We start from the raw sequence: 13392 nt of genomic DNA on the forward strand, positions 1-13392 counted from the left end.
CGGACGGAGCCATCCCATGCTGAAGGAAACCTATCCGTATTACCTGGCCAACGAGGCTGTGTACGCGAACACGGATCTCGACGTCACCGACAAGTACAGCGGCAAGGTCGCGACCCGCGTCGCGCTGGCCGACGCGAAGGCGATCGATGCCGCGATCGCGGCGGCCGTGCAGGCCGAGAAGCCGCTGCGCGAGATGGCCGCCTACCAGCGTCAGGCGGTGCTCGATCATTGCGTCGCGCGGTTTCGCGAGCGCTTCGACGAGCTGGCCGAGGCGCTGTGCATCGAAGCGGGCAAGCCGATCAACGATTCGAAGGGCGAGGTCACGCGGCTGATCGATACGTTCCGCGTCGCGGCCGAGGAAGCGGTGCGGCTCGGCGGCGAGATCGTCAACCTTGAAATCTCCGCGCGGGCGCGCGGCTACACCGGCTATACGAAGCGCGTGCCGGTCGGCCCGTGCTCGTTCATCTCGCCGTTCAACTTCCCGCTGAATCTCGCCGCGCACAAGGTGGCGCCGGCGCTGGCCGCCGGCTGCCCGTTCGTGCTGAAACCCGCGAGCCGCACGCCGATCGGCGCGCTGATCATCGGCGAGGTGCTGGCCGAGACGGATCTGCCGAAAGGCGCGTTCTCGGTGCTGCCCGCGCATCGCGACGGCGCGGACCTGTTCACGACCGACGAACGCTTCAAGCTGCTGTCGTTCACCGGTTCGCCCGCGGTGGGCTGGGATCTGAAGAAGAAGGCCGGCAAGAAGAAGGTCGTGCTCGAACTGGGCGGCAACGCCGCCGCGATCGTCGACGCGGACCAGGGCGCGCAGCTCGACTACGTGGTCGAACGGCTTGCGTTCGGCGCCTACTACCAGTCCGGGCAGAGCTGCATCGGCGTGCAGCGGATTCTCGTGCACGCGGATCTCTACGACGCGCTGCGCGAGAAGCTGATCGCGAAGACCCGCTCGCTGAAGATGGGCGATCCGAAGGATCCGGCGACCTTCGTCGGACCGATGATCTCGGAATCGGAGTCGCGCCGTCTGTCGGGCTGGATGGATGCGGCGGTCGCGGCCGGCGCGAAGATCGTCGCGGGCGGCAAGGTCGACGGCGCGATGTTCGAGGCGACGCTGCTGGAAAACGTCGGCCGCGAGCAGGATCTCTACCGGAAGGAGGCGTTCGGCCCGGTGGCGATCCTCGAGCGGTTCTCCGATTTCGGCGAAGCGCTCGCGCGCGTGAACGACAGCGATTTCGGCCTGCAGGCCGGGGTGTTCACCGATTCGCTGGCGCATGCGCAGCGGGCGTGGGACGAACTGGAGGTGGGCGGAGTCGTGATCAACGACGTGCCGTCGTTCCGTGTCGACAACATGCCGTACGGGGGCGTGAAGGATTCGGGGCTCGGGCGGGAAGGGATCCGCTACGCGATCGAGGACATGACGGAACTGCGGCTGATGGTGGTGCGCAAGCGGTAAGGGGCGGTGGCCGGGGGACGGTCGCGGACAGGCCGCGCCGCCCCCGGTTATCGGCGATTCACCGCCGCGCGACCGGCGCGTTCAGCGGGCCGCGGCCGCCTCTTTCACGCTGCCGCGGCAAGCAGCCTGATCCGCCGGGCGACATCGCCGTCGAGCGCGGTGTAGACGATCATGCTCAGGTCCGGCCGGCCGTCGACGGCAAACGCCGAGTGTTCGAGTTCGACGAGGCCGAGCACGGGATGCTCGAGGCGCTTGACGGCGTTTCCGTCGCCGTGGCTCAGCACCTCGTTGTCGCGCCACAGCGCGTCGAATTCCGGACTGGTGCGGCACAGTTCGTCGACCAGTTCGCCGGCCTCGGACACCAGGCCGGCGCGCGCCACGTCCGCCCGGAACGAACCCACGACGAAACGGGCGACGCTGTCCCAATCGTGCTGCTTCGCGCGAACGTCCGGATGACGGAACAGGAAACGCAGGATGTTGCGCTGGCCGGGCGGCAGCGCGCCGTAGTCCGTCAGCACCACGGCCGCGGCACGGTTCCACGCGACGACGTCCCAGGTGGCGGTCTTGATGAGGGCGGGACTGGCGTCGAGCGTGTCGAGCAGCCGCTGCAGCCGCGGATTGACGCCGTCGATCGCCTTGTAGCGGACTTCGGGCGGCCGTCCCAGCCCCAGCATGAACAGATGCTCGCGCTCCGCGTCGGTCAGCATCAGCGCGCCGCAGATCCGGTCCAGCACATCCGCCGAAGGCGCGCCGCCGCGCCCCTGTTCGAGCCACGTGTACCAGGTCGGGCTGATGTTCGCGCGCTGGGCGACCTCCTCCCGGCGCAGCCCGGGCGTCCGCCTGCGTCCCGAGAATCCGAAGCTGGCCAGATCCAGGCGCGTCCGGCGGCTTTTCAGGAAATCGCCCAGCGAAAGGGATCGGTTGACCGGCATGATGACCCTGTTAGTCCTTTTACTATGATGAGGTCACTACTTTAACGGGATAAGCAAGGATCGGACAATGAGCGGGTCACGAACCAGGAGATCTCACCATGCGTATCTTCGTTACCGGCGCGACCGGCTTCATCGGCTCGGCGCTCGTTGCCGAATGCATCAAGGCAGGGCATCGCGTCACCGGCATGACCCGGTCGGATGCGGGCGCGCAAGCGCTCGCCGCCGCCGGCGCCGATGTCCATCGCGGCACGCTCGAGGATATCGAGAGCCTGCGCGGCGGCGCGGAAAAGGCGGACGCCGTGATTCACACGGCCTTCGACCATGATTTCTCGAAGTTCGTCGAGAACTGCGAGAAGGACCGGCGCGCGATCGCCGCGCTCGGCGCCGGGCTGGCCGGCTCCGGGCGGCCGCTCGTGATCACGTCGGGCACCGGCATGGGCGGCGGCCGGCCGGGCGAGCCGGCCATCGAAGACGTCTTCGACGCCGGCCATCGCAATCCGCGCATCGCGTCCGAGCTGGCCGGGCATGCGCTGCTGGAGCAGGGCATCAACGTATCGGTGGTGCGGCTGCCGCAGGTTCACAACCCGTACAGGCAAGGCCTCATCACGCCGCTCATCGCGCTCGCCCGCGAAAAGGGCGCCGTGCCCTACGTGGGCGAAGGCCTCAACCGCTGGCCGGCCGGCCACCTGTCCGATGCCGCGCGACTCTACCGGCTCGCGGCGGAAGCCGGTCGGCCGGGGGCGCGCTATCACGCGGTCGGCGAAGAAGGCATCAGCGGCCGGGCAATCGCCGAGGCGCTCGGGCGAGGGCTGAAGCTGCCGGTCGTGTCGATCGCCCCGGAGGACGTGGCCGCGCATTTCGGATGGCTGGCGATATTCGCGGGCATGGACATGCCGGCCTCCAGCGCGCTCACGCAGGCGCGGCTGGCGTGGCGGCCGACGGGCCCGACGCTGATCGCCGATCTCGACGAAGCGCGTTATGCCGCATGAGTCGCGGGGCGGCGCCCACGGCGGGTGATGTATTCGCCGATGGTCGCGGCGCCGGCCGACGGCCGGCGCCGCGCATGCGACGATCGATCGTCCTGACGCGGCGCGCGGCGTGTTTCGCCGGCCGCTGCCGGTCGCGTTCGCGACAAGGCGGCTCGCTCGCGGTCCCTCGGGCTTTCCGGCGAACGGCCGCTTCGCACGCCACGATACGAACCGGCTCGAGGGCGGGATGAGGTACCCCCGGGCGCTGCATGAATCGGCCCGCACGAAGACAAGGACTGCCGTTCAGCGCGAGCGCGCATTCCTCGATTCCGGCGACTCTGCCCGCATTCAACACGCGGTATAGCCCCCATCGACCGGCAGCGTCGCCCCGCTGATCATCGAAGCCGCGTCGCTCAGCAGAAACAATATGGGATCGACCACTTCGCGAGGCTCGGCGAAGCGCCCGAGCGGAATCGCGCGCAGCGCGGCGTCGCGCTTCGCGGGCTCGCTCCACGCCTGTTGCGCCATCGGCGTCAGCGTGACCGTCGGGTTCACGCTGTTGACGCGGATCCCGTGCGGCCCCAGTTCGAGACACAGTACTCGCGTGATCGCATCCATTGCCGCCTTCGACGCGCAATAGGCGAGGTGCCCGTCGAGCGCAACCCGCGCCGCCTGGCTCGACACGTTCACGATGCTGCCCGGCCGCCGCGCCGCGATCATCCCGCGCGCCGCCTGCCGCGCGACCAGCGCCGCGCCGCGCGCGTTGACCGCCATCACCGTATCGAACGCCGCGCCGGTCGTGTCGACCGCGGCCGCGAGATGCGCGACGCCCGCGCAGTTGACCAGCCCGTCGAGCGGCGCGAGGCCGTCGAATGCCCGTTCGATCGCGGCTTCGTCGCCGACGTCGAGCGCGAGCGGCGTGCAGCCGGTTGCGTCGGCGAGCCGGTCGAGCGCGGCCGCGCCGCGCGCCGCCGCGATCACGCGCGCGCCGCTCGCGCACAGCGCCTCGACGACGGCGCGCCCGATGCCGCTCGACGCGCCGGTCACGAGCACCGACGCCCCGGAAAAATCGCAGTGGATCTTCATGATGGCGTGACCCGATGCATGAGCGGCCGCAATGCCGGATAGAGATCGGCGTAGACGCCGAAGCGTTCGTCGTACAGCGCCCGCCGGACGGGATCGGGGCGCGCGCGTTCCGCGAGCGTGACCCAGCCGCGCCGCGCGGCGTCGCGATCGACGAGCCCCGCGCCGAGCGCGGCGAGCAGCGCCGCGCCCATCGCGGCTTCGACGTCCTGTTCGAGGGTCCACACGGGGAACCCGGTGACGTCGGCGATGATCTGCATCCACAGATCGGAGTGGGCGGCGCCGCCGACGACGATCAGCCGGTCGTCCAGCGTCCCGGTGCCGAGGCGGCCGGCCTCGATGTTGTGCCGCAGCGCGAACGCGACGCCTTCGAGCACCGCGCGGTACAGATGCGCGCGCGTATGGAACAGGCTGAGCCCGACGAACGCGCCGCTCGCCTGCGCGTCCCATACCGGGCTGCGCTCGCCCATCAGGTACGGCAGGAACGTGACGCCGCCCGCGCCGGCCGGCACCCGCGCGGCCTGCGCCTCGAGCAGGCGGTGCGGGTCGCCGTCCGGCGTCGCGCGCGCGGCTTCCACCTCCGCGTGGCAGAACTGCTCGCGATACCAGGTCACGGAGGCGCCCGCGGCGATCGCGCCGCCGAACACGTACAGGTCATGCGCGCCGTTGAACACGTGCGGCATGCTGACGAGGCCGTGCCGCGCGTCGGCGGTCTGGTCGACGTAACCCCAGCACATGCTGGTGCCGATCATCGCGACGTGCTGGCCGGTGCGCGTGACGCCGGCCGCGAACGTCGCGACCGCCGCGTCGACGCCGCCCGCGATCACCTGCGTATCCGCGCCCAGTCCGAGCCGCTCGCACCATTCCGGCAGCAGCGTGCCGACCGGCTCCGACGAGTCGACCAGCCGCTCGGGCATCATCGCCGCCGGAATGCCGAGCATCGCCAGCGCCTCGGCGGACCAGCCGCGCCGCGCGACGTCGTAGACGCCGCCGAGGTTGCCCGCCGCGCTGTGGTCGACGGCGACTTCGCCCGTCAGCAGATAGGCCAGGTATGCGTTCGGCGGCAGGAAGCAGCGGGTGTTCGCCCACACCTGCGGCGCATGCTCGCGCAGCCACAGGATCTTCGTATAGCCGTAGTAGCTGTCGACGCCGTTGCCGGTGATCGCCTGCAGCCGCTCGACGTCGACATGCCGGCGGATCCAGTCGACCTCGGCCGTCGCGCGCCGGTCCATCCAGATCAGGCACGGATGCAGCGGCTGCATCGCGCGGTCGACCGGGATGCCCGAGCCGCCGTACAGGCTGCTGATGCACAGCGCGCGGATCGATGCGGGCGCGATGCCCCGCGCGCGCGCATCGTCGACGCAGCGGCCGACGCTGTCGGCGAGCGCGTCGCGCCAGACCGACGGCCACTGCTCGGCCCAGAACGGCCTGGGCGTGTCCGGCTGGTAATGCGATGCGTGCTGCGCGACCAGCGCGCCGTGGCGGTCGGCGATGAGCGCCTTGGTGCTCTGCGTGCCGATGTCGACGCCGATGACGTATTCCATGCGTGCTCCGTCAGTGTGCCGCGGGAAGGCGGGCGGGCCGGCGCGGGCGGCTCATCGCGACGGCCTCAGCAGGACCTTGATCGAATCGAGCGATTTCGCGGTCCGGATCGCGTCGTCCCATTCGGCGAGGGTGAAGTCGTGCGTGACGATGCCCTTCGACGTGACGAGCCCGCGCGCGAGCAGGTCGATCGCGATCGGGTAACAGTATGGGCCGAGATGCGCGCCGCGCACATCGAGTTCCTTGCGGTCGCCGATGATCGACCAGTCGACCGACGTCTCCGCGCCGAATACCGAGAATTCCACGAAGCGCCCGAGCTTGCGGATCAAGTCCATCCCCTGCGTGACGCCTGCCGGCACGCCGGTCGTCTCGATGTAGACATCGCAACCGTAGCCGTCCGTCAGCGCCTTGACGATCTCGAGCGGATCGTCGTCGCGGGGGTTGATGGTCACGTCCGCGCCGTACTCGCGCGCCAGGTCGAGACGGGCGTCGACCAGGTCGATCACGACCAGCTTCCTCGGCGTCTTCAGGTGCGCGACCTGGGTCATCATCAGGCCGAGCGGCCCGGCGCCCGCGATCACGACGACGTCGTCGAGCTGGAGGTCGCCGCGATTGACGGTGTGGATCGCGCACGCGAGCGGCTCGATGATCGCGGCGTCCTCGATCGAGATGCCGTCGGGAATCCTGTGCACGATGGCGGTTGCCGGAATCCGCATGTATTCGGCCATGCCGCCGTCGGCGACGCCGCGCTGGAAGCCGAAGATATGGTGGACCTCGCACATCCAGTACTGGCCGCTGCGGCAGTAGCGGCATTTGCCGCACGGCACGATCTGCTCGGCGATCACGCGCTCGCCCGCGTGCACGCCGAAATGCTCGGCGGCACCCGGGCCCAGTTCGTCGACGAAGCCGAAGAATTCGTGGCCCGGGATCACGGGCGCCTTGACCCACGGGCTCGGGCCGCCCCAGAACATCTTCGCGCCGGCGTAGCACTTGCAATCGCTCGCGCAGATGCCGCACGCGGCGATCCGGATCACGAGCTCGTTCGGTCCGGCGCGCGGCCGGTCGACCTGCTCGACGCGGTAATCCTCGGGGGCGTGGCAGACGACGGCGGTCATCTGCGGGGTGTTTCGGTCTGTCATGACGGTTCCTGGCGAAGCGGGGAGGAAAGGGTGCGGCCGTCCGCTCAGCGGCGGCGTTCGCGGCTGATGTAGATCGCGAGCAGGATGATTCCGCCCTTGATCACGTTCTGTACGTAGGGGTTGACGCCGACCATGTTGAGGCCGTTGTTGAGCACGCCGAGCAGCAGCGCGCCGATCAGCGTGCCGACGATCGAGCCGCGTCCGCCCGAGATCGACGTGCCGCCCATCACGACGGCCGCGATCGCGTCCAGTTCGAAGCCGACGCCGGCGTTCGGCTGGCCGCTCATCAGGCGGGCCGTGAGCACGATCCCGGCCAGCGCCGACGTGAGGCCCGCCACCGCATAGACGATCAGCTTCACGCGCGCCACCCGCACGCCGGACAGCCGGGTCGCCTGCTCGTTGCCGCCGATCGCGTACACGTAGCGGCCGAACGGCATCCGTTCGAGCGCGAGCCACGCGATCGCGTACACGGCCAGCATGATCAGCACCGGGGTCTGGATCCCGGCGACCTTGCCGCTACCGATGAACGCGACCCAGTCGGGCAGGCCGTCGATCGGATAGCCGCCCGTGTAGATCAGCGCGAGGCCGCGCGCGATGCCCATCGTCGCGAGCGTGACGATGATGGGCGGCATGCCGGCGAACGCGACGAAGAAGCCGTTCGCGATGCCGAGGCCCAGTCCGATCGCGACGCCGGTCGCGAGCGCCGCCGCCGCGTTCATGCCGGCCACCATCAGGCCCGCCGCGAGCGTGCCGGACAGCGCCATCGCCGAGCCGACCGACAGGTCGATGCCGCCCGTGAGGATCACGCAGGTCATGCCGACCGCGATGATCGCGTTGATCGATACCTGGCGCAGCACGTTCTCGAGATTCGCGGCCGACAGGAAGCTGTCGCTGCCGAGCGTCATCGCGACGCAGACGGCCAGCAGCCCGAGCAGCGGATAGCACACCGTCGAGCGGCGCGCGTTCGCCCACCAGCGGGCGATGCGATGCGGCACCGCGCGGGCGGCGGCCGGGGCCGGGTTCGGCGAGGAGGAGGAATCAGGCAGGTTCATGTGCGGCTCCTTGAGCGCCGGTGGTCGCATGGGTCATCACGCTGTGCGAATCGATCGCGTCGCCTTCGAGCAGCGCCTCGATGCGGCTTTGACGGAACACGGCCACCCGGTCGCACATCCCGACGATCTCGGGCAGCTCCGACGAGATCAGGATGATCGAGTAGCCGCGCGCGGTGAGCGCGCGCATCAGTTGATAGATGTCGGCTTTCGCGCCGACGTCGATGCCGCGGGTCGGCTCGTCGAAGATCAGGATGCGGGTGTGGTGGTTCAGCCAGCGCGCGATCACGACCTTCTGCTGGTTGCCGCCCGACAGCGTGTCGACCGGCGTGTCCATCGACGGTGCCTTCACGCCGATGCGCTGCATGATGTCGGCGGTCGCTTGCGCCTCGCGCCGCCCGTCGAGCAGGAAACGCCACGCGCGGTATTTGCCGAGGTTGTTGATCGAGATGTTGTCGCGGATCGAGAAGGGCGTGATGAGCCCTTCCGTCTTGCGGCTCTCGGGCAGGATGCCGATGCCGGCGGCAAGCGCGGCGGCCGGATCGCCGAGCCGCGCGGCGCGGCCGCCGACATGGATCTCCTTGCGGTACGCGGCGCTCGCGCCGATGATCGCGAGCGCGGTCTCGGTGCGCCCGGAGCCGACGAGGCCGGCGAAGCCGAGGATCTCGCCCTCGCGCAGCGCGAAACGCAGCACGGGCGCGTGCCGGTGCAACTGCAGCGCGCGGACGTCGAGCACAGTCGGCGCGTCGGCGCGCGGCGCCGGCTTGGGCGGAAAGCTCTGGTCGATCCGGCGGCCCACCATCATTTCGACGAGGCGGCCGACGTCGGTATCCGCCACCGGGGTCATGCCGACCCGCTGTCCGTCTCGCAGCACCGTGATGCGGTCGCAGACGGCGAAGATCTCGTCGAGGTGATGCGAGATGAAGATCATCGACACCTGCTGGCGGCGCAGGTCGCGCATGATCGCGAACAGATGCGCCGCTTCGGCCGGCGTGAGCGTCGCGGTCGGCTCGTCGAGGATCAGGATGCGCGCGTCGAGCGACAGCGCCTTGCCGATCTCGACGAACTGCTGCTGCGCGACCGACAGCGTGCCGACCGGCGCGTCGAGATCGATCGCGACGCCGAGCCGCCGGAAGATGGCGGCCGCGTGCGCGCGCATCCGCGCGCGGTCGCGCAGCCCGAAGCGGGTGCGTAGCTCGCGGCCGAGATACAGGTTGTCGGCCGCGTCGAGATCCGGAATCAGGCTGAATTCCTGGAACACGATGCCGATGCCCGCCGCCACCGCGTCGTGGTAGTCCGCGAACGTGCGCGGCGCGCCGTCCAGCTCGATCGCACCCTCGTCCGGCTGGTGGATGCCGCACAGGATCTTCATCAGCGTCGATTTGCCCGCGCCGTTCTCGCCGAGCAGCGCGTGGATCTCGCCGCGTTCGATGTCGAGGTCGATGTGCCGCAACGCCTGCACGCCGGGAAACCGCTTGGCGATGCCGGACAGCTTCAGTACCGTGTTCATCGGACTCCTCCCGTCGCGCCTACCAGCTGAAGCCCTGGGCGTTGCGCTTGTCGATCAGCTTCACGTCGACCGGAATCGCTTTCGGCACGGCGGCGCCCCACTTCTTCGCCAGCGCGATGCCGAGCGCGATGCGCACCTGGTCGCGGGGGAACTGCGCGGAGGTCTCGATGAACTTCGAGTTCGGCTTCTGGATCGCCGCGATCGCCTCCGGCGCGCCGTCGACGCTGGTCAGCTTGATGTCCTTGCCGGACGCGTCGATCGCGGCGATCGCGCCCATCGAGCCGCCGTCGTTGACGCTGAACACGCCCTTCAGCGACGGGTGCGCCTGAATCAGGTTCTCGGTGACGGACAGCGCGCTCGCGCGCTCCTGCTTGCCGTTCTGCGTCGCGACGATCTTCACGTTCGGATACTTCGCGAGCGCCGCCTTGCAGCCCCGCACGCGTTCGAGGATCGGCACGACCGGGATGCCGTCGAGGATCGCGACGTCGCCGCTGCCGCCGATCGCCTTCGCGAGGTAGTCGCAGGACATCGCGCCGGCGTCGAAATTCTTCGAGCCGACGAACGAATCGACCGGCCCGTTCGCGTTCGCATCGACGGCGACCACGACCGCGCCCGCCTTCTTCGCCGCCGTGATCGCCGACTGGATGCCGGTCGAATCGGTCGGATTCACGAGCAGGATGTCGATCTTCTTCTGCAGCATGTCCTCGACGTCGCTCACCTGCTTGCCGACGTCGTGGTGCGCGTCGGTGACGATCACCTGCGCGCCGAGCGTCGCGGCGGCGTCGTTCAGCGCCTTCTGCATCGTGACGAAGTACGGATTGTTGAGTTCCTGGAACGTCATGCCGATCCTGAGCGGCGCGGCGGCCGACGCGGGAGCGGCCGCGATCAGCAGCGCCGCGCCGCACGCGAGCGTCGTCGCGACGGGGCGCGCGGAAAAGAGAGTCTTCGTCAACATGGATGTCTCCGTATGTCGTGATTGTCGAATCAGCCGCGGCTTGGCCGTTGCCGCGTCGCGCCGGGGCGCTCGGCGGCGGCGTTCCGAAATGCGGGCGCGGCTTCACCCGCGCCAGGCGTGGCGCCTGGCGTCCGGATCGAAACGGGAGGGGGAGAGGGCGCGCCTAGCCGGCGGCGCGCGCCTCGCTCGGGTTGCGCGCCGGCGGGCCGGCCGCGCGGCGTTCGTTCAGTTGCTGGTACGCGCGGAACTTCGACGGCGGCATGTCCTTCAGCTGCAGGAACTGCCGGTTGAAATTCGACAGATTGTTGAAGCCGACCCGGTAGCAGATGTCGGTGATGCTCAGCGTGTCGGTCGTCAGCAGTTCGCACGCCATGTTGATGCGCAGCCGGTTCACGTACTGGACGAACGGCAGGCCGGTATGCCGGCGGAAATAGCGCGAGAACGCGCTGACGCTTTGCCCCGCGAGTTGCGCCAGATCGGCTTCGTGCAGCGGCTGCGCGAAGTGCTCGCCGATGTACGCCAGCACGTGATTGATCCGGGTCGACGCGTAGCCGGACGGATCGGCGTGCCACGACACGCTGGCGAGCTGGCGGCGCGCGCCGCAGTCCGCCAGCAGTTCGAGCAGCTGCATGAACAGCACGACCCGGCGCAGGCCGCGCGCATGCAGCAGCCCGGCCAGCAGCGGCTGCGCGGCGGCGCCGGCTTCCACCGGGAACAGCAGTCCCGAGCGCGCGTCGGCGAGCATGGATTCGATGCCGCGCATGTCGGGAAAGACGTCGATGCACTTCGCGATGAATTCCGCGCCGAACTGCAGCACCAGGCAGCGCTCGTCGACCGTCGTGTCGGGCGGCACGTCGCTGACCCAGTTATGCGGCAGGTTCGGGCCGGTCATCACCAGGTTGCCCGGCGCGAAGCTGCCGATGTAGTCGCCGACGAAGATCTTGCCGGTGGTGGCCGTGATCAGGTGGATCTCGTATTCGGGATGGAAATGCCAGCGCACCGTGCGGTACGGGTAGCCGTGGGACCAGACCTTGAAGGATTCGTCGCGGCGCACGGCCACGAGCTCGAGATCGGGTTGCATCGCGCGTTCTCCTGAATCCGCCGCGTCACGCGCCGGCTCGGCCCGCCGGGGCCGGGAAATCGGAAGAACCGCGCGGGCGCGCGGCGGCGTGAACCGGGGTCATGGCTGTGTCTCCATATCGGCGTCGCCCCTGAGTGCGGGGCGATCATCGTTCTGTCATCGTTAACACGAAAAGTAGCCTAGCGGTGTTCGAGCGGCCACCAAAATTGAAACCGTGGACTGATACTTTTTTGCATCGCGCCGGCGCATCGGGGATTTCGCGTCAAAAATTGTGCAATGCAATAGCCGACACGCGGCACGTCGAAGCGGATTGAGAACCTTGCCGTTTCATCGGGCGGACGATTGATTCGATTTCGAACACACACTCGAAGACGGAGCCGTGACGAGATAAGCGTCTTAGTCTTAATTCATTTAAAATCAGCGGCTTATAATTAATTTGAGAAATAATGAGAGCAAGCTAGGTACACTTCGTGCAAAACGGTGGCCCAGCGCTCAATGATTCAGGGCCAGCACGGCGGCGAACGATGGATTTCGTTCGCGGGAAAGGCAACGATTAAGTAGTGCTAGTTAACTATATGAAAGAATCGACTGGGGATAATGCGTTAAATTCGATGGAATCCGGCATTTCGGTGCTGCTCGTCGATGATCAGGCTTTTGTCGGAGAAGTCATTCGCCGTTCGCTGATGGTGGACAGCGACATCGTGCTGCACGTATGCACCGATGCGCAGCGGGCGATGGCGGTCGCCCGCGAGGTCAAGCCGGCCGTCATCCTGCAGGATCTGGTGATGCCCGACATCGACGGACTCGATCTGGTGCGAGCATGGCGCGCCGATGCGCAGACCGCGAAGGTGCCGATCATCGTGCTGTCGGCGAAGGAGGAGCCGGTGGTGAAGCGGGCGGCGTTCGTCGCCGGGGCGAACGACTATCTGGTGAAGCTGCCCGACGCGATCGAACTGATCGCGCGTATCCGCTATCACTCCAGTTCCTATCTGACGTTGCGCCAGCGCGACGAAGTGCTCGACTTCCTGTCGCACGACATGCGTTCGCCGCAGACCTCGATCCTCGCGCTGCTCGACGTCTACCGCAACGAGCACGGCACGGTGCCGCCGATCCTCGAGCGGATCGAGACGCACGCGCGGCGCGCGCTCGCGCTGGCCGACGGCTTCATCCACTTGACCCGCGCGCAGTCCGAGAAGCGGCCGAGCGAGATCGTGAGCCTCAACGAGATCGTGCTGGACGCGGTCGACCAGCTGTGGGAGAAGGCCGGCAGCCTCGGCAGCCGGGTCGGCGCGCAGGTGCCGGACGTGGAGTGCCTGTGCATCGGCGACCGGATGATGCTGACGCGCGCGGTCGCGAACCTGATCGACAACGCGCTCAAATACGGACCGGCGGGTTCCGAGGTCCGCTGCCTGCTCGCCGACGGCGACGACGGCTGGCTGATCTGCGTCGAGGACGAGGGCGAGGGCATCGCGCCCGAGCTGCGCGATTCGGCGACGGAATCGTTCGTGCGGCTCGTGCCGGCCAACGGCGCGCAGAAGAGCGGCTTCGGACTCGGCCTCGCGTTCGTGCGCGCGACGGCGGCGAAACATCGCGGGGAAATCCTGATGCGCTATACGTCGCGCGGTTTCATGGCCGGGCTCAAGCTCCCGAAGGAGGCGCCGCCGGCGTGATCCGCCGGGGCCG

11 protein-coding genes are annotated in these 13392 nt (G+C 68.6%); 3 read left to right on the forward strand and 8 right to left on the reverse strand.

The features are described from left to right. Window positions 1-16: 16 nt before the first annotated feature. A complete protein-coding gene (locus tag RZR99_RS22790) occupies window positions 17-1450 on the forward strand; it encodes an aldehyde dehydrogenase family protein (RefSeq protein ID WP_323122038.1) in 1434 nt (477 codons plus the stop codon). A gap of 104 nt (window positions 1451-1554) precedes the next feature. On the opposite strand, the gene RZR99_RS22795 is transcribed toward RZR99_RS22790, so the two are convergent. Next, the gene (locus RZR99_RS22795) at window positions 1555-2382 is read right to left on the reverse strand and encodes a helix-turn-helix transcriptional regulator (protein WP_323122039.1); all 828 of its coding nucleotides are present in this window, start codon (window positions 2380-2382) and stop codon (window positions 1555-1557) included. 98 nt (window positions 2383-2480) lie between these two features. On the opposite strand from RZR99_RS22795, the gene RZR99_RS22800 reads away from it, so the two are divergent. Beyond that, a complete protein-coding gene (locus tag RZR99_RS22800; RefSeq protein WP_323122040.1) occupies window positions 2481-3371 on the forward strand; it encodes an SDR family oxidoreductase in 891 nt (296 codons plus the stop codon). A 327-nt stretch (window positions 3372-3698) separates the two neighbouring features. On the opposite strand, the gene RZR99_RS22805 is transcribed toward RZR99_RS22800, so the two are convergent. The 7 genes from RZR99_RS22805 to RZR99_RS22835 all read right to left on the reverse strand — a co-directional run bounded on the left by RZR99_RS22805 (window position 3699) and on the right by RZR99_RS22835 (window position 11709). Continuing rightward, window positions 3699-4436: an SDR family oxidoreductase gene (locus RZR99_RS22805; RefSeq protein ID WP_323122041.1), complete on the reverse strand. Its 738-nt coding sequence runs from the start codon at window positions 4434-4436 to the stop codon at window positions 3699-3701. Continuing rightward, window positions 4433-5977 (reverse strand): FGGY-family carbohydrate kinase, encoded by a 1545-nt coding sequence (locus tag RZR99_RS22810; RefSeq protein WP_323122042.1) that lies wholly within the window; start codon window positions 5975-5977, stop codon window positions 4433-4435. Before RZR99_RS22810 ends, RZR99_RS22805 begins: the two co-directional genes overlap by 4 nt. Before the next feature lie 51 nt (window positions 5978-6028). Then, on the reverse strand, window positions 6029-7114 hold the full coding sequence (locus tag RZR99_RS22815) for an alcohol dehydrogenase catalytic domain-containing protein (RefSeq protein ID WP_323122043.1): 1086 nt from the start codon (window positions 7112-7114) through the stop codon (window positions 6029-6031). A gap of 44 nt (window positions 7115-7158) precedes the next feature. Beyond that, the gene (locus RZR99_RS22820; RefSeq protein ID WP_323122044.1) at window positions 7159-8166 is read right to left on the reverse strand and encodes an ABC transporter permease; all 1008 of its coding nucleotides are present in this window, start codon (window positions 8164-8166) and stop codon (window positions 7159-7161) included. Beyond that, a complete protein-coding gene (locus tag RZR99_RS22825; protein ID WP_323122045.1) occupies window positions 8153-9673 on the reverse strand; it encodes a sugar ABC transporter ATP-binding protein in 1521 nt (506 codons plus the stop codon). Before RZR99_RS22825 ends, RZR99_RS22820 begins: the two co-directional genes overlap by 14 nt. A gap of 19 nt (window positions 9674-9692) precedes the next feature. Further along, window positions 9693-10628, reverse strand: coding sequence for a substrate-binding domain-containing protein (locus tag RZR99_RS22830; protein WP_323122046.1), 936 nt, complete (start codon window positions 10626-10628; stop codon window positions 9693-9695). A 163-nt stretch (window positions 10629-10791) separates the two neighbouring features. Next, window positions 10792-11709: an AraC family transcriptional regulator gene (locus RZR99_RS22835; RefSeq protein ID WP_323122047.1), complete on the reverse strand. Its 918-nt coding sequence runs from the start codon at window positions 11707-11709 to the stop codon at window positions 10792-10794. 575 nt (window positions 11710-12284) lie between these two features. On the opposite strand from RZR99_RS22835, the gene RZR99_RS22840 reads away from it, so the two are divergent. After that, on the forward strand, window positions 12285-13379 hold the full coding sequence (locus RZR99_RS22840) for a hybrid sensor histidine kinase/response regulator (protein WP_323122048.1): 1095 nt from the start codon (window positions 12285-12287) through the stop codon (window positions 13377-13379). Window positions 13380-13392 lie beyond the last annotated feature (13 nt).

The sequence above is a fragment of the Burkholderia alba genome (assembly GCF_034721475.1).
Classification (GTDB): Bacteria; Pseudomonadota; Gammaproteobacteria; order Burkholderiales; family Burkholderiaceae; genus Burkholderia; species Burkholderia alba.

What these genes read in the sequence shown, in the direction of transcription:
- RZR99_RS22790 (WP_323122038.1), top strand. Translation starts at nt 17, where the DNA reads ATGCTGAAGGAAACCTATCCGTATTACCTGGCCAACGAGGCTGTGTAC.
- RZR99_RS22795 (WP_323122039.1), bottom strand. Translation starts at nt 2,382, where the DNA reads ATGCCGGTCAACCGATCCCTTTCGCTGGGCGATTTCCTGAAAAGCCGC.
- RZR99_RS22800 (WP_323122040.1), top strand. Translation starts at nt 2,481, where the DNA reads ATGCGTATCTTCGTTACCGGCGCGACCGGCTTCATCGGCTCGGCGCTC.
- RZR99_RS22805 (WP_323122041.1), bottom strand. Translation starts at nt 4,436, where the DNA reads ATGAAGATCCACTGCGATTTTTCCGGGGCGTCGGTGCTCGTGACCGGC.
- RZR99_RS22810 (WP_323122042.1), bottom strand. Translation starts at nt 5,977, where the DNA reads ATGGAATACGTCATCGGCGTCGACATCGGCACGCAGAGCACCAAGGCG.
- RZR99_RS22815 (WP_323122043.1), bottom strand. Translation starts at nt 7,114, where the DNA reads ATGACAGACCGAAACACCCCGCAGATGACCGCCGTCGTCTGCCACGCC.
- RZR99_RS22820 (WP_323122044.1), bottom strand. Translation starts at nt 8,166, where the DNA reads ATGAACCTGCCTGATTCCTCCTCCTCGCCGAACCCGGCCCCGGCCGCC.
- RZR99_RS22825 (WP_323122045.1), bottom strand. Translation starts at nt 9,673, where the DNA reads ATGAACACGGTACTGAAGCTGTCCGGCATCGCCAAGCGGTTTCCCGGC.
- RZR99_RS22830 (WP_323122046.1), bottom strand. Translation starts at nt 10,628, where the DNA reads ATGTTGACGAAGACTCTCTTTTCCGCGCGCCCCGTCGCGACGACGCTC.
- RZR99_RS22835 (WP_323122047.1), bottom strand. Translation starts at nt 11,709, where the DNA reads ATGCAACCCGATCTCGAGCTCGTGGCCGTGCGCCGCGACGAATCCTTC.
- RZR99_RS22840 (WP_323122048.1), top strand. Translation starts at nt 12,285, where the DNA reads ATGAAAGAATCGACTGGGGATAATGCGTTAAATTCGATGGAATCCGGC.